Raw genomic sequence first — 15,077 nt, forward strand, 5'->3', positions numbered from 1 at the left:
GGCAAGCCGACCGCAGGGATCAGTCGTTCGGGGGAATGGCAAAACTTTTCAGTGAAACGACAAAATGGTGGTGACCTTTGCTGATGCGAGCGCCGCGGTCGCACCAGTGGCTCGCCAGACGAAAGAAATCGTCGCTGCCAATGTCGTACGCCAGTTCCACTTTGCTAATGCCTGAATGCAATAATGCTTCTGCATCCTTCAGGCTTTTCGCTTTGATCGCCATAAAAATTATCCATCAATTTCAGGGGAGTCCAGAGTAGGCAATTTCTGTGACATTTTTGTTTCAGTTTGATGAATTGGCGTCGCGTTGTGCTTATTTTGTGAGGCAGACTGGATTTCGCTGCAACAGGTAACTGCCTGAAAGCGTGCAGGATGTTGTCTGGCTGAACGGGAGGTTATGCGGGATGAGCCGGGCGATCGGGCGACATCTGACAGAGCTTAGCGGCAACCGCCATAGAAAAGGCCGCGTCTGGCGCGGCCTTAGTGGGTTACTTCTTGTCTGGCGGTGTTTGTTGCTTATCGCCGGACTCTGGTGCTTCGGTTGGATCGTCTTTTTCGATTACTGTCATGAACTCTCCTATCGTTACCCACACGCTTTTCAGTATAGATGGGAATCCTCAGAGCGCGAGCTACGTGACCGTTTGATGACAAAAACGCGGCTATTTCGCTTTGCGTGACGTTTTTGCCGCGTCTGAATGCGGCAGAGCAGAACACTGTCCTGCGCCACGCCACGCCACGCCACGCCGCTTCTGCTTTATTGCTGACCAGCTAGGTAGTCGTGCCGCATCCTGCCCACAGCGGCAACTGTGACAAAAGTGGCGCTGTACAGCTTCAGGTGATCACCACCCTAACCAAAATCAACATGATTATTTCGGGGGCCGTTCAGCAAGGGCGGCGATCATCGCGCATTTTGCGGAACAGGTTCTGTGCGGTGCCGGCTTGAGGTCAGTTCAGCGGACAGCAGCAAAAAGACAACCGCCGCAGGGCGTCACTCTCTGTTGGGGAAGAGGGCGTTGATAAAGCAAAAGCCAATTGTGGGTGATCTGAACAGCGCAGGGGAGGGAAGCGATACTCTGCTGACGGGCGGTTTAACCGACAAAAAAAGCAGCCTTTTGGGCTGCTTCTTCAGGGAATTTGGTCGGCACGAGAGGATTTGAACCTCCGACCCCGGACACCCCATGACCGTGCGCTACCAGGCTGCGCTACGTGCCGAACTCTGGACAATCAGTCTACTGGTTCTCGCCATGAATGCAAGACGCCAGCCAACTATTTGCCTCATTATTAATCAGTTAGCGATAAATCGCTTCTCTTCCGTCAGCACCTGTAACAGCAACGCCAGCTCCGGTTTATGATCTTTTAACGCCTTGCCCTGGGCATCATAGGCACGGTAGCTGCCGTTATTGTTCAACACCAGCGTTACCTGCGGCGTGGTAATCACCAGCTTGTTCTCTTCGCTGCTGGCAACCCAGTCGTGACGACGGCGCGCGGCAAACAGATCTTCACCCTGTGAATAGTTAACCGGGTTGGTGCGGACATGCAGCAGGCGCTGCATCAGCGTCGCCATCACATCCTGATGGTCAGAAAGACGATCCACCGTTTGCGCAGGAGTATCTGGCCAGTGAATCACCAGCGGCACCTGCAGGGTTTCGCGATTACCGGCGCTGTCAGGATTCCCTTCCAGCGCCAGTCCACGCTGGGCGGTAATCACCACCACGGTATTTTTCAGCAAATCACGCGCCTGCAGCGTGTTAAGCACCGCGCTAATCTGCTCATCAACCGCCGGTGCCTGACGCAGATAGCTGCGCTGACGTGCTTTCGCGTTGTCACCGGTGACGTTCGGGCCATTCAGCGCCACCCACGAGAACCACGGGTTGCTGGCATCGTGCTGTCTGTCCAGCCAGTTCTGCCACTGGGTGACGGTGCTGGCATTCGGCTGACTGTTGCTGGCAGGCAACGAGTAGTCGGTCAGCAGCGCCTGGCGATAGAGTGGGGGATTAAACCCTTCTGACGAGAACAGGCCAAACTGATAGCCCTGGGTGCTGAGCGCACCAAGCAGGGCGGACGGCGTGCGGGACGCCAGTATTCCGTTCATGTAGCTGGAAGAGATACCGTAAAACAGGCCAAACAGCCCTTTTTCCGGCGTATCACCGGCGCTGTAGTGCTGGGTAAAGCGCACATTTTCACTGGCAAACTGATTCAGCTGCGGCAGTGCTTTTGCCAGCGTGGCGTTGTTCAGGCCATCGACGGTCAGCACCAGCAGGTTATTGCGGGTCCCGGCGTCGCGGAAGGTAATCTCACTCAGCGGGTATTCAACCGACACCGCTTCCGGATCGCCTTGCTGTACCAGACGGCGCTGATACTCCTGCGCATCCAGTAAGCCGTGTCGCTCAAGGAAGCGACGGGCGGTCATCGGATAGGAGAGCGGCAGGTTAGCGCGCTGCATAGTAATCGGGCGATAGAAGTTGGCATCGGCCCAGATATACATCAGATGGCTGGCAAAGAAGGCGCTGATAAACAGCGCGGCAACCGGTTTACCAAATGAACGGCGATTGAGGCTGCGCAGCTTCTGCCAGCTCCAGGTGGCAAACAGCATCTGTACCAGGAAGATTAGCGGGACGCTGATAAACATCAGCTGCCAGTCACGCGCCATCTCGCTCTGGTCGGGATTGATCACCAGCTCCCACACTACCGGATTGAGGTGCAGGTGGAAGCGGCTGAATACCGCACTGTCGACCATCACCAGCGTCAGCCCGGCGGTGGCGACCACCGCCGAGATCACCCGCAACAGCCGTTGCGACATCACCACAAAGGTTAGCGGGAAGATGATCAGCAGATAGGCGGCAAAGACGATAAAACTGAAGTGGCCAACCCAGCTGCTATAGGCGTAGATACGCCCCGCCAGCGAAGAAGGCCAGTCAGCGACCAACAGGTAGCGACTGCCTAAAATCAGCGCGAAAAGGATGTTAAACAGAGCAAACCAGTGCCCCCAACTGATCATCTGGGAGACTTTTTCGCGGTAGCGCTGCCGGTTGGTTACCATATTATGAGATCAAATCAGCAAATTAATGGGCGTTATCGTCACGTACCGACGCCTGCAAGGCATCAGCGAAAGATCGGGCCAGTGAACGACGTTGCGCAGGGGCGACATCGCTGTTTATCAGGTTGGTCACCATGTTTCCCAGTACCATCAGGGAGAGATCGGTCGGGGCTTTGTCCTTTTGCAGGATTTGGGCCATTTCCGCGAGGAGTTGTTCCACGCGTTCATCACTGTAACGGGAAGATTGTGGCATATCGTTATCTGAGCTCATTTCAAAAGGCGATATATTACCGGAACAGCGACCTTTTTTCCGCAATTTTATCGAAAGCGCACTGTTCGCTTTACGCATTGAGTTGAAAGCCGATGCCGGCGGTGTTTGAATACGCGCCTGTGCTAAAAGGAGAGTCTACCATGAGTCTGGATATCGACCAGATTGCCCTGCATCAGTTAATTAAACGCGATGAAAACCAGCTTGAACTGGTGCTACGCGATTCGCTGTTACCCGCCACCAACACGGTTAACGCCATGGTGGAGGAGCTGCACCGGGTTTACAGCGCGAAAAGCAAAGCCTATGGCCTGTTTACCCCAGAGAGTGAACTGGCGGACGCGCTGCGTAATTGTCGCCAGGGCAACGATGATTTTCTCGCTTTTAGCCGCGCGGCCACCGGTCGCCTGCGCGATGAGCTGGCAAAATATCCGTTTGCCGAAGGCGGTGTGGTGCTGTTTGTTCACTATCGCTATCTGGCCGTGGATTATCTGCTGATTGCGGTGCTCAACAGCCAGTCGAGCATGCGGGTTAACGAGCAGATGGACATCAGCAGTACCCATTATCTCGACATTAATCATGCCGATATTGTGGCGCGTATCGACCTGACCGAATGGGAAACTAACCCGGAATCAACCCGTTACCTGACCTTCCTGCGTGGCCGCGTCGGACGTAAAGTGGCTGACTTCTTTATGGATTTCCTCGGTGCTGAGGTGGGCTTAGACACCAAAGCGCAGAACCGCGGTCTGTTACAGGCGGTGGATGATTACTGCAGCGAGTCGAATCTCGATAAGCAGGAGCGTCAGAACTACCGTCAGCAGGTCTACAGCTACTGCAACGAGCAGTTGCAGGCGGGTGAAGAAATTGCGCTGGAAGATCTGTCGGGCGAGCTGCCGCCGCTGGGCGAAAAAACCTTCCAGGCATTTACCCAGGAACAGGGTTACGAGCTGGAAGAGAGCTTCCCGGCCGACCGCAGCACGCTGCGGCAGTTAACTAAATTTGCCGGCAGCGGCGGGGGACTGACGCTGAATTTTGATGCGATGCTGTTAGGTGAGCGCATTTTCTGGGATCCGGCCACCGATACCCTGACCATCAAAGGCACGCCGCCGAACCTGCGCGATCAGCTTCAGCGCCGGACCAGCAGCAAATAAAAAAGCCGGGCTGAGCCCGGCTTTACCTGCGCGCCACCGTTTTCACCTGGCCGCGCCAAAAGAAAAGGGCCGGTTTCGCAACCGGCCCTTCTGCTTTCAACGAAGCTCGCGATTAAGCGCGAACGAAGTCGATGTGAAACAGTTTTGGCTTGAACGGGTGACGCTGAACAGCCTGAACTTTCACTTTGGTTTCTTTACCGTCAACAGACAGGGTCAGCACTTCGTCGTAGAAACCTGGCTTAGCTTGCAGGTTCATTACGGAGTCGTGATCCAGGTCGATGGCAACAGCCGCTTCAGAACCACCGTAGATGATGGCCGGGAAACGGTTTGCTGTACGCAGGCGGCGGCTCGCACCCTTACCCTGCTCTTTACGTTCTACTGCATTGATAGTGAGCATTAATATATCTCTTTATTTAATTCCTGCTACAGGCGACCCAGTAACAGGCAGGTTATTCAATACCGCTGATGCACATGCAAAAGCGGGCGGCAGTATAGCCGTTATGCCAGGTGGTAGCAAACGATATACCCGCCAGCCGGGTTCGGTATCCGGTTAGCCGAACCCGATAGCACTCATTAGCGCAGCTCATTGGCGCGACGGAAGCGCCCCTGATAGTCAAACATCTTCTCGCGGATCTGCCAGAACTGGCCTTTGGCCCGCGCTACCACAAAATCGGGATGGCGCAGTAACGGCTGCAGCGCCAGCACGTCGGCCGCGGTTTGCCAGCCAAGCGGCACGCCCGGCGCGCGCTGGTGTGGGCGCATAAACAGCTGTTCAAACGCCTTGCGCTGGGCTGGCGTCTGCAGGCGGAAACGTTCGCTGACGCTGGTGCCTTCCTCATCGTAATAGGTCGCTTTCAGCCATTCACCTTTGGCATCGCGGCCCTGTTCCAGCGTCATTCCGCCGCAGCGCAGCACCAGCGCATCTTTTAATTTCAGCGCGGCCTTCAGCATGTCGTCCGGATCGACCAGAATTTTGTCGCACTGGTGACAGCGCCGGGCGGCGATATCATTTTCTGCGCCGCAGTCGGGGCAGCTTTTGAAGCGGAAGCGGAAGTCGCACTGCTCGCGCTCACCGTCGTCATCTTCCAGCACGCCCTGACAGCGGCGGCCAAAATGCTCAATCACCATGCCGTCGGCGGTGGCTTTGCCCCAGAAGGTATTGGCAAAGCCGCAGGCGGGGCAGAACACCTGTACCGGCTGATTATCACTGGCACCTTTGGGCGCGCCCACTTCCGGGGTAAACAGGTCGTGCGGGTTACCGGCGTAATCAAGGATCAGGCAGTCGGTTTTGCCCGGCGACAGCCGCAGGCCGCGGCCCACAATCTGCTGATACAGGCTGACCGATTCGGTCGGGCGCAGAATGGCGATCAGATCAACGTGTGGCGCATCAAAACCGGTCGTCAACACCGCCACGTTAACCAGAAACTTCAGCTGCTGCGCCTTAAACGCCACAATCAGCGCATCGCGCTCTTTGGCCGGGGTCTCCGCTGATATCAGGGCGCTGTTGTCGGGTAACAGTTGCAGAATTTCACGTGCGTGCTCGACCGTAGAGGCAAATATCATCACGCCGTGTCGCTCTTCAGCGAACTCGACGATCTGACGGATGATATGCGGCGTAACGCGCTGCTGCTGTTTCAGTTCGCGGTTGAGATCGGCTTCACTGAACAGGCCGTTGGACTGTGCCGTCAGGCGGCTGAAATCATACTGCACCACCGGCATATCGAGCCGCTCCGGCGGCACCAGAAACTGATGTTTAATCATGTAGCGCAGCGGCAGCTCGTAAATACAGTCACGAAACAGCGCCTTTTCATCGCCGCGAACCATGCCGTGGTAGTGAAACTGGTAAATCCAGCCCTTACCGAGCCGGAACGGGGTGGCGGTCAGGCCGAGCAACCGCAACTGCGGATTGTGCTGCCGCAGATGGTTAAAAATCTGCTGATACTGGCTCTCTTTGTCATCGCCAATGCGGTGGCACTCATCGACAATCACCAGTGAAAAGGCGCTGTCGAACTGGTCCAGGTTGCGGGCGACCGACTGCACGCTACCAAACACCACTTTGCGCTGACTCTCTTTTCGCTGCAGGCCAGCGGCAAAGATATCGGCTTCCAGCCCGTAGGCCTGATATTTACTGTGATTCTGCGCTACCAGTTCTTTCACGTGCGCCAGCACCAGCACCCGGCCGCGTGCCAGCCGGGCCAGCTCGGCAATCACCAGACTTTTTCCGGCACCGGTCGGCAGCACAATAACCGCAGGGTGGTGATGACGACGGAAATGCGCAACGGTGGCATTGACCGCGTCCTGTTGATAGGGGCGTAAGGTAAAAGACATGGCTATCACTTTTGGCAAACTGAGGGTAATTATGCCACGAAAGCGCGGTAAACGCGCTGTCAGGCGGGCGCGGATCACGCTATACTTCCCGTACATTTTCAACGGTTAACCAGGCCGTTTCAGGTTCCCTCCGCAGTAACAGGCAAAACGAATTCATGCGACTCGACAAATTCATCTCTCAGCAACTGGAAATCAGCCGTGCCATCGCCCATCGCGAGATCCGTGGCCAGCGTGTCACCGTCAACGGTGAAGTGGTGCGCGACACCGCTTTCAAACTGCTGCCCGACCACGAGGTCGAATATGACGGCAACGTACTGCAGATGCAGACCGGGCCACGCTACTTCATGCTGAATAAGCCGCAGGGTTACGTCTGTTCAACCGACGACCCCGATCATCCGACCATTATCTATTTTATCGAAGAGCCGATGGCTTTCAAACTGCACGCCGCCGGTCGTCTCGACATTGATACCACCGGGCTGGTGCTGCTGACGGATGACGGCCAGTGGTCACACCGTATTACCTCGCCGCGCCATCACTGCGAAAAAACCTATCGGGTGACGCTGGAGTCGCCGGTCAGCGACGATACCGCCGCGCAGTTTACGGCTGGCGTGCAACTGCACAATGAAAAAAGCCTGACTAAACCGGCGCAGCTGGAGGTGATTACCCCAACAGAGGTACTGCTGACCCTGAGCGAAGGGCGTTACCATCAGGTGAAACGGATGTTTGCTGCCGTCGGTAATCGGGTCGTGGGTCTGCATCGCGAGCGAATCGGTGATATTTCGCTGGATACGGATCTGGAACCGGGTGAATACCGGCCGTTGACCGCCGAAGAGATCGCCAGTATCGGCGTGCCGAAAGAGCTGCAGGCAAAATAACAGAGCAGGCTGACTGCAAGCGCGCAGCGGCCGATCGGTTTAATCAGCAAGGGCAGGAGAGGCTGTGCGCAAGGAAAAGAATTCGCCGGTAGGATTGGTGGTAATCCTCGGTCTGTTAGCGATGTTGATGCCACTGTCGATTGACATGTATCTGCCGGCGATGCCGCAAATTGCGCGTGAGTTTGGCGTTTCTGCCGGCAGCGTGCAGATGACGCTCAACCTCTACATCCTCGGGTTCGCCATCGGCCAGTTGATTTACGGCCCGCTGGCCGACAGCTACGGCCGCAAGCCGGTGATTGCCCTCGGCACGCTGATTTTTGCCGTTGCTGCCGCAGCGTGTGCGCTGTCGCAGACCATCGATCAGCTTATCGCCATGCGTTTTCTGCATGGATTATCGGCCGCCGCCGCCAGCGTGGTGATCAATGCCCTGATGCGTGACAGTTACTCGAAAGAGGATTTCTCGCGCATGATGTCGTTCGTGATGCTGATTACCACCATTGCGCCGCTGCTGGCTCCGATTATTGGCGGCTGGCTGCTGTTGATCTGGAACTGGCACGCCATTTTCTGGGCGCTGTCGGCGGCGGCGGTGGTCACCACCGTGCTGGTTACCACGCAGATTCGGGAAACCCTGAAACCCGAGCAGCGACAGCGTTTCCATCTGCGCACCACGCTGGGAAATTTCGTGATCCTGTTCCGGCACAAACGCGCCTTCAGCTACATGCTGTCGAGCGGATTTTCGTTTGCCGGGCTGTTTACCTTTCTCAACGCCGGCCCCTTTGTCTATATCGAGCTGAACCACGTTTCACCGCAAAACTTTGGCTATTACTTCGGCCTTAACGTGGTGTTTCTGTTCATCTTAACCCTGATTAACAGCCGGGCAGTGCGCCGTTTTGGCCCGGTGGCGATGTTCCGTCTGGGTCTGTTGATTCAGTTCTGCATGGGCATCTGGCTGCTGATCGTCAGCGCCTTTGATCTCGGCTTTTTACCGCTGGTGATGGGAGTGGCGATGTTTATCGGCTGCGTGTCGATGGTCTCATCGAACGCGATGGCGGTAATCCTTGATGAGTTCCCGCATATGGCGGGTACCGCCTCCTCGCTGGCCGGCACGCTGCGCTTCGGCGTGGGTGCGTTTGTCGGCGCGCTGCTGTCGCTGGTCAGTTTTAACAGTGCCTGGCCGATGGTTGGCACTATTGCCCTGTGCGCCACGCTCTCTCTGCTGCTGTTCTTCTACGCTTCCCGTCCCCGTCACGCCACACATTAAGCGCGTTCAATCGATCAGGCCGTCCCGGTTATCCCGCACGGCCCGATCTGTTGCGCCACTTTGTTTCTATATTGTGAAAATATTTAGCTAATAAAGTAACCACATTGCGTCTAAAATGATTGTTAAGTGCTGCCGAACGCGGTACATATAGCCTGAATTGCGATACCACTCGCAAAAAATAAATTCAGCGATTCGCTTTAGTGGGAAATGAGAAGCCGGGCCTTGACGTCCGGACACTGATGCTGGCAAAGCGGGCGTCAGCCACTGAGGGGATGGCGAAGTAAAACTCCTGGGGACATTGATAATTATGCTGCAACTTTCGATTGTGCATCGCTTACCACAGCGCTTTCGCTGGACCAGCGATCATCACAGTGCCATCGAAGCGGATGACACCACGCTGGACGATCAGGATTTTATCGCGCTGCGGTTAATCAGCCACGACGGCATTCCGGCCTGGGAGATCCTGCAGCAGCTGAAAGAGGTGCTGGCTGACATCCAGGTCGACTGTAAAGTCGCCGAGTGCGAAGGGCAGCCTTGCCTGTTTATCCAGCGCCGCGACGAAAGTGCCACCAACTGCTGCCTGAAAAATCAGGGCGTGGCGATTGCCGAAACCTTTATCCCTCGCTAAGTTGCGCTGAGCGCAGCAGTTCGCGGGTGTATTCCGCCGCGGGCGAGGCAAACAGCGTTTCACACTCCCCCTGTTCCACCACTTCCCCCTGACGCAGCACGATAAGCTGGTGGCACAGGGCGCGCACCACCTCAAGATCGTGACTGATAAACAGATAGCTCAGCTGACGCTGCTGCTGTAACCGACGCAACAGCGTCAGGATCTGTTTCTGTACCGTGCGATCCAGCGACGAAGTCGGCTCATCCAGCACCAGCATCTCCGGTTCAAGGATCAGCGCCCGGGCGATGGCGATGCGTTGCCGCTGACCGCCGGAGAATTCAGCCGGATAACGATGACGGCTCTCCACATCCAGCCCGACCTCCTGCATCACCGCGATAACCCGCTGTTCCTGCTGTTGTGCCGTCAGCTCGGGCTGATGCACCGCCAGCCCTTCGGCGATAATCTGCTGCACCGTCATCCGCGGATTGAGCGAAGAGTTCGGATCCTGAAACACCACCTGAATGCGCCGACGCAGCGGCAGCAATTGCCGCCGTGACAGTTGATGCAGCGGCTGGTCGTCAAACCAGACCTCGCCGCCGGCCTCAATCAGCCGCAGCAGCGCCAGGCCGGTGGTGCTTTTACCTGAACCGGACTCGCCCACCAGCCCGAGACTTTCGCCGCGCCGCAGCGTAAAGCTCAGCGCAGAGAGCGCCCGTTTTTCACCCACCTGGCGGCGGAACAGGCCACGGCGCAACGGGAAGCTGACCCGAAGCTGATCGACCCGCAGGATCACCGGCGCATCGGCGGGCAGCGGCAATGGCCTGCCTTCCGGCTCTGCCGCCAGCAGCTGTTGGGTGTAGGGATGCTGCGGCTGACTGAGCAGCGTCCGACAGCGATTCTGCTCAACCACCTTTCCCTGACGCATCACGCTGACGCTATCCGCCAGCTGACGCACAATATTCAGGTTATGAGTGATAAACAGCATCCCCATATTGAATTCGCGTTGCAGCTCGCGCAGCAGGGTCAGAATCTGTGCCTGCACCGTCACATCCAGCGCGGTGGTCGGCTCATCAGCTATCAGCAGCGCTGGCCGGGTTAACAGCGCCATAGCGATCATCACCCGCTGACGTTCGCCGCCCGACAGCTGATGCGGAAAATCGTGCAGCCGGGCGGCGGGCTGGCGGATCCCGACCCGATCCAGCACGCTGAGAATTTCGCCGCGCGCTGCCGCAGGCCGCATACCGCGATGCAGCGACAGCACTTCGTACAGCTGCTTCTCCACGGTATGCAGCGGGTTCAGCGACACCATCGGCTCCTGAAAGATCATCGCGATCTGATTGCCGCGAATGCCGCGCAGCCGCTGCTCACTGGCGCGCAACAGATCCTCACCGTTGAACAGGATCTCCCCACCTGGCCAGGCGACCGTCGAGGGAGGCAGCAGCCGCATCACTGACAGGGCGGTGACACTTTTGCCGGAACCCGATTCGCCCACCAGCGCCAGCGTTTCACCGGCCTCAACGCGTAATGAAACCTCATCCACCACCCGATGCAGCTGCTCGCCCTGACGAAAGGCGACCGAAAGATGGTTGATAGCAAGCAGTGGCGCAGCCATTCAGACTCCTTTGCCCGGATCGAAGGCGTCACGTACCGCTTCGCCGATAAAAATCAGCAGCGATAACAGGATCGCCAGTGAGAAAAAGCCCGCCAGGCCGAGCCACGGCGCCTGCAGATTATTTTTACCCTGCAGCAGCAGTTCCCCCAGCGACGGCGAACCGAGCGGCAAGCCGAAGCCGAGGAAATCGAGCGAGGTCAGCGTGGTAATCGATCCACACAAAATAAACGGCAGAAAGGTCAGGGTGGCCACCATCGCATTCGGCAGCATGTGGCGCAGCATAATCCGGCTGTCACTGACGCCCAGCGCCTGTGCCGCACGGATATAGTCGAAGTTGCGGGTGCGCAGGAACTCGGCCCGCACCACGCTGACCAGGCTCATCCAGCCAAAGGTCACCGTCACCAGCAGCAGCCACCAGAAACCAGGCTGAATCACGCTGGAGAGCAAAATCAGCAGAAACAGCGACGGCATGCCGGACCAGACTTCAATCAGCCGTTGTCCAATCAGATCAACCCTGCCGCCGAAATAGCCCTGCACCGCGCCGACCACCATGCCGATCACGCTGGAAAACAGCGTCAGCAGCAGGCCAAATAGCAGTGAAATACGCGTGCCGTACAGCAGGCGCGCCATCACATCACCGCCGGTTGCGTCGGTGCCCAGCCAGTTCTGCGCCGAAGGCGGGGAAGGGAAGGGCACCTGGGTGGCAAAATTGATGGTGCTGTCACTGAAGCGGATCGGCGCCCAGATCGCCCAGCCTTGCTGATCTATCCGCTGCCGCAGCCAGGGGTCCTGATAATCGGCGGCGGTTGCCAGCACGCCGCCGTAATCGGTCTCGCTGTAGTCAAACAGCACCGGCAAATACCAGCGCTGCTGATAATGCACCAGCAGCGGCTTGTCGTTGGCGATCAGCTCGGCAGCCAGCGACAGCAGGAAAATAAACAGGAAGATCCACAACGACCAGTAACCGCGTCGGTTATGGCGAAAGCGCTGCCAGCGCTGCTGATTCAGGGGAGATAAGCGCATCAGCGGCCCTCGAAATCAATACGGGGATCGACCAGCGTATAGGTTAAGTCGCTGAGAACATTCATCAACAGGCCGATCAGGGTGAAAATATAGAGCGTACCAAACATCACCGGGTAGTCGCGCTGCAGGGTCGCGTCATAGCCGAGCAATCCGAGGCCGTTAAGTGAAAATATCACTTCGATCAGCACTGAACTGGTGAAGAACATGCTGATAAAGGTGGCGGGGAAGCTGGCAATCACCAGCAGCATCGCGTTGCGGAACACGTGATGATACAGAATGCGGCGCTCCGGCACCCCTTTGGCGCGGGCGGTGACCACGTACAGTTTACGGATCTCATCCAGAAAGGCGTTTTTTGTCAGCATGGTCAGGGTAGCAAAGCCGCCAATCACCGTTGCCAGCACCGGCAGTGCGATGTGCCAGAAATAGTCGAGCACCTGACCGTACCAGGGCAGGCTGTCATGCTGCGGTGAGGTGAGGCCGCGCAGCGGGAACCAGTCGAGATAGCTGCCGCCGGCAAACAGCACGATTAACATGATGCCGAACAGAAAGGCCGGAATCGAGTAGCCAATAATGATGAAGGTGCTGCTCCAGATATCAAAAGCGCTGCCGTTGCGTACCGCTTTACGGATGCCAAGCGGGATCGACACCAGATAGATAATCAGCGTGCTCCACAGACCCAGACTGATCGACACCGGTAAACTCTCTTTAACCAGCTGAAGCACCGAGGCGCTGCGGAACAGGCTGTCGCCAAAATCAAAGCGGGCATAGTCCCACAGCATTTCGCCATAGCGTTGCCAGATCGGCTTATCAAAGCCGTAGCGCTGCTTAATCTCCGCAATCACTTCGGGATCCAGCCCGCGCGCGCCGCGATACTGATTATCCGCCGGGTTAAGTGCATTCAGGCTGGCGCGGGACCCCGCGCTGTCGGCACCGCCGCCCGCCAGACCCGTGGTCTGACCGAACTGGATATTGGCCAGCGCCTGATCGACCGGACCGCCCGGTGCAATCTGTACGATAAAAAAGTTAAGGGTGATGATCGCCCACAGAGTGGGAATAATCAGCAACAGCCTGCGCAGAAAGTAAGTTGCCAACGGTCCACTCCTTAGCGTTTGCTGGCCGGCAGCCGGGCAGCTTTGTTCACGTCATACCACCAGTTTTCCAGCCCGAGGCTGTAAGCCGGTTTGCCGGCCGGATGGGAAAACTTATCCCAGTACGCCAGCCGTTGCTCTGCGTTGTACCACATCGGAATCATATAGGCATTCCACAGCAGAATGCGATCCAGTACCTGTGCCAGCGGCCGAAGGGCAGGGAGATCGCCCTGATGTGCCACAATCTGTTTGACGAAATGGTCGACCAGCGGATCTTTAACCCGCGCGGTATTCCACGACGAGGCGATGTAGTCCGACTGCCAGTAAATCTGCAGGCTGGAGGAAGGGATCGGCATAGCAGAATAGGCGGTGGCGATCATGTCATAGTCGCCCTCACGCAGCCGCCGCAGATACTGTGAACTGTCCACCTGGCGCAGAGTGAGGGTGATACCGAGCCGCGCCAGATTGTGCTGCAGCGGAAGCGCCCATTCCGTACTGGTACCGCTGCGTAACAGCAGTTCGACGCTAAACGGCTGACCGGTTTTCTGGTTCACCAATCGGCGATGGTTAATCTGCCAGCCCGCCTGTTTCAGCAAGGAAAACGCCTGAAGCAGACGGGCGCGATCGTAACCGCTGCCGTCGGTAACGGGCGGGTGATAAGGCTGGGTGAACAGTTCAGGCGGCAACTGCGCCCGCCACGGAGCCAGCAATGCCTGCTGCTGCGCATCGGGCACACCGCTGGCGGCAAACCCGGTATTCTGGAAATAGCTGCTGGCGCGCTGATAAGCACCATAGAACAGCGCCTTGTTCATCCACTCAAAATCAAACGCCAGCGTCAGCGCCTGGCGGACCCGGCGATCGTGAAACAGCGGTTTTTGATTGTTAAACGCCAGCCAGCGGGTATCAATCGCGGCCTGATTGGGCAACGTCTCTTTCACAATGCTGCGATCGTCGAAATGACGGCCGCGATACTGGGTGGCCCATTTTTTGGCGGAGGTTTCCTCCCGTAAATCGAACGCGCCCGCTTTAAAAGCCTCAAACGCCACGTTGTCATCCAGATAATAGTCGTAGCGGATACGATCAAAATTAAACCGTCCGCGGTTAACCGGCAGATCGGCTGCCCAGTAATCTTTTACCCGGCTGTATTCAATGAACTGGCCGAGCTTCCATTTAGTGATGCGATAAGGCCCGCTCGACAGCGGCGGCGAACTCAGGGGTTCGTTGAAGTTCTTATCGTGCCAGAATTTTTCAGCCAGCACCGGCAGCGTCAGTAATCCCAGCATCCGATCTTTGTCCGGCTGCTGCGCATCAATTCGCACCGTCAGCCTATCCAGCGCTTTTACGGTCACGCCGCGATAGGCGACGCGAAACTGCGGCACCCCTTCAGTCATAAATTTGCCAAAGGAAAAGGCCACGTCCTGAGCGGTGATTGGGCTGCCATCCTGGAAGCGGGCCTGCGGTTTAAGGCGGACTTCGATCCAGCTAAAGTCGCTGGCGTAGCGGGCAGAGTGGGCAATCAGCGGATAGTAGCTGCCGGGCTCATCATCCGAGCTGGTATAGAGCCCGTCATACAAGGCTTCAGTGTAGATGCCCGGATTACCGCGAGAGGCATAGCGGTTAAAGTTGTCGTAGGTACCGACCACCGCCATGGTGATGCTGCCGGCTTTGGGTGCCTGCGGATCGGCATAATCATAATGGCTGAAGTCCGGCGGATATTTCGCTTCGCCGGCCTGCGTAAAGGCAAAGCTCTGTTGAATGCTGGCGGCCAGCAGCGGGCCGCTCAGGACGCCGCACAGCAATAATAATCCAGCACGAAGCAGCACCACGTTT

13 protein-coding genes and 1 tRNA gene are annotated in these 15,077 nt (G+C 57.2%); 4 read left to right on the plus strand and 10 right to left on the minus strand.

Annotation, left to right across the window (positions count from 1 at the left end):
* Positions 1–19 precede the first annotated feature (19 nt).
* The 4 genes from AABB92_RS01830 to AABB92_RS01845 form a co-directional block, all read right to left on the minus strand.
* Positions 20–223 carry a hypothetical protein gene (locus AABB92_RS01830; protein ID WP_031377240.1) on the minus strand — a complete coding sequence of 68 codons (204 nt, stop codon included), beginning with the start codon at positions 221–223 and terminating at the stop codon, positions 20–22.
* Between the two features lie 912 nt (positions 224–1,135).
* Positions 1,136–1,212 (minus strand) — tRNA-Pro (locus tag AABB92_RS01835).
* 73 nt (positions 1,213–1,285) lie between these two features.
* On the minus strand, positions 1,286–3,040 hold the full coding sequence (gene yejM, locus AABB92_RS01840; RefSeq protein ID WP_031377239.1) for an LPS biosynthesis-modulating metalloenzyme YejM: 1,755 nt from the start codon (positions 3,038–3,040) through the stop codon (positions 1,286–1,288).
* A 22-nt stretch (positions 3,041–3,062) separates the two neighbouring features.
* On the minus strand, positions 3,063–3,290 hold the full coding sequence (locus AABB92_RS01845; RefSeq protein WP_009089108.1) for a YejL family protein: 228 nt from the start codon (positions 3,288–3,290) through the stop codon (positions 3,063–3,065).
* 158 nt (positions 3,291–3,448) lie between these two features.
* Here AABB92_RS01845 and yejK point away from each other — a divergent pair, with 158 nt between their 5' ends.
* Complete coding sequence (yejK, locus tag AABB92_RS01850) at positions 3,449–4,453, plus strand: nucleoid-associated protein YejK (RefSeq protein WP_031377238.1); 1,005 nt, start codon at positions 3,449–3,451, stop codon at positions 4,451–4,453.
* Positions 4,454–4,565: 112 nt separating this feature from the next.
* Here the strand turns inward: yejK and rplY are convergent, their stop codons facing one another.
* Both rplY and radD read right to left on the minus strand, forming a co-directional pair.
* Positions 4,566–4,850, minus strand: coding sequence for a 50S ribosomal protein L25 (rplY, locus tag AABB92_RS01855; RefSeq protein ID WP_013358540.1), 285 nt, complete (start codon positions 4,848–4,850; stop codon positions 4,566–4,568).
* A 176-nt stretch (positions 4,851–5,026) separates the two neighbouring features.
* Entirely contained in the window at positions 5,027–6,781 is a 1,755-nt protein-coding gene (radD, locus tag AABB92_RS01860; RefSeq protein ID WP_046288514.1) for a DNA repair helicase RadD, read from the minus strand.
* A gap of 155 nt (positions 6,782–6,936) precedes the next feature.
* On the opposite strand from radD, the gene rsuA reads away from it, so the two are divergent.
* The 3 genes from rsuA (at position 6,937) to AABB92_RS01875 (ending at position 9,545) form a co-directional block, all read left to right on the plus strand.
* Positions 6,937–7,656, plus strand: a complete 720-nt coding sequence (gene rsuA, locus AABB92_RS01865; protein WP_031377237.1) for a 16S rRNA pseudouridine(516) synthase RsuA — start codon at positions 6,937–6,939, stop codon at positions 7,654–7,656.
* A 64-nt stretch (positions 7,657–7,720) separates the two neighbouring features.
* Positions 7,721–8,917, plus strand: coding sequence for a Bcr/CflA family multidrug efflux MFS transporter (locus AABB92_RS01870; protein WP_031377236.1), 1,197 nt, complete (start codon positions 7,721–7,723; stop codon positions 8,915–8,917).
* A gap of 307 nt (positions 8,918–9,224) precedes the next feature.
* Positions 9,225–9,545, plus strand: a complete 321-nt coding sequence (locus AABB92_RS01875; protein WP_031377235.1) for a YejG family protein — start codon at positions 9,225–9,227, stop codon at positions 9,543–9,545.
* On the opposite strand, the gene yejF is transcribed toward AABB92_RS01875, so the two are convergent.
* The 4 genes from yejF to AABB92_RS01895 are packed head-to-tail and all read right to left on the minus strand — an operon-like array spanning position 9,532 to position 15,070.
* Complete coding sequence (yejF, locus tag AABB92_RS01880; RefSeq protein ID WP_031377234.1) at positions 9,532–11,136, minus strand: microcin C ABC transporter ATP-binding protein YejF; 1,605 nt, start codon at positions 11,134–11,136, stop codon at positions 9,532–9,534. The two genes, AABB92_RS01875 and yejF, sit on opposite strands and share 14 nt — an antisense overlap.
* Positions 11,137–12,159, minus strand: coding sequence for an ABC transporter permease (locus AABB92_RS01885; protein WP_031377233.1), 1,023 nt, complete (start codon positions 12,157–12,159; stop codon positions 11,137–11,139).
* Positions 12,159–13,250, minus strand: a complete 1,092-nt coding sequence (locus tag AABB92_RS01890; RefSeq protein WP_031377232.1) for a microcin C ABC transporter permease YejB — start codon at positions 13,248–13,250, stop codon at positions 12,159–12,161. Before AABB92_RS01890 ends, AABB92_RS01885 begins: the two co-directional genes overlap by 1 nt.
* A gap of 11 nt (positions 13,251–13,261) precedes the next feature.
* Complete coding sequence (locus AABB92_RS01895) at positions 13,262–15,070, minus strand: extracellular solute-binding protein (RefSeq protein WP_031377231.1); 1,809 nt, start codon at positions 15,068–15,070, stop codon at positions 13,262–13,264.
* Between the last annotated feature and the right edge of the window lie 7 nt (positions 15,071–15,077).

Source organism: Pantoea brenneri (genome assembly GCF_038594305.1).
Taxonomy (GTDB): Bacteria; Pseudomonadota; Gammaproteobacteria; order Enterobacterales; family Enterobacteriaceae; genus Pantoea; species Pantoea brenneri.

What these genes read in the sequence shown, in the direction of transcription:
- radD (WP_046288514.1), bottom strand. Translation starts at nt 6,781, where the DNA reads ATGTCTTTTACCTTACGCCCCTATCAACAGGACGCGGTCAATGCCACC.
- AABB92_RS01845 (WP_009089108.1), bottom strand. Translation starts at nt 3,290, where the DNA reads ATGCCACAATCTTCCCGTTACAGTGATGAACGCGTGGAACAACTCCTC.
- AABB92_RS01830 (WP_031377240.1), bottom strand. Translation starts at nt 223, where the DNA reads ATGGCGATCAAAGCGAAAAGCCTGAAGGATGCAGAAGCATTATTGCAT.
- AABB92_RS01875 (WP_031377235.1), top strand. Translation starts at nt 9,225, where the DNA reads ATGCTGCAACTTTCGATTGTGCATCGCTTACCACAGCGCTTTCGCTGG.
- AABB92_RS01885 (WP_031377233.1), bottom strand. Translation starts at nt 12,159, where the DNA reads ATGCGCTTATCTCCCCTGAATCAGCAGCGCTGGCAGCGCTTTCGCCAT.
- rsuA (WP_031377237.1), top strand. Translation starts at nt 6,937, where the DNA reads ATGCGACTCGACAAATTCATCTCTCAGCAACTGGAAATCAGCCGTGCC.
- yejM (WP_031377239.1), bottom strand. Translation starts at nt 3,040, where the DNA reads ATGGTAACCAACCGGCAGCGCTACCGCGAAAAAGTCTCCCAGATGATC.
- yejF (WP_031377234.1), bottom strand. Translation starts at nt 11,136, where the DNA reads ATGGCTGCGCCACTGCTTGCTATCAACCATCTTTCGGTCGCCTTTCGT.
- yejK (WP_031377238.1), top strand. Translation starts at nt 3,449, where the DNA reads ATGAGTCTGGATATCGACCAGATTGCCCTGCATCAGTTAATTAAACGC.
- rplY (WP_013358540.1), bottom strand. Translation starts at nt 4,850, where the DNA reads ATGCTCACTATCAATGCAGTAGAACGTAAAGAGCAGGGTAAGGGTGCG.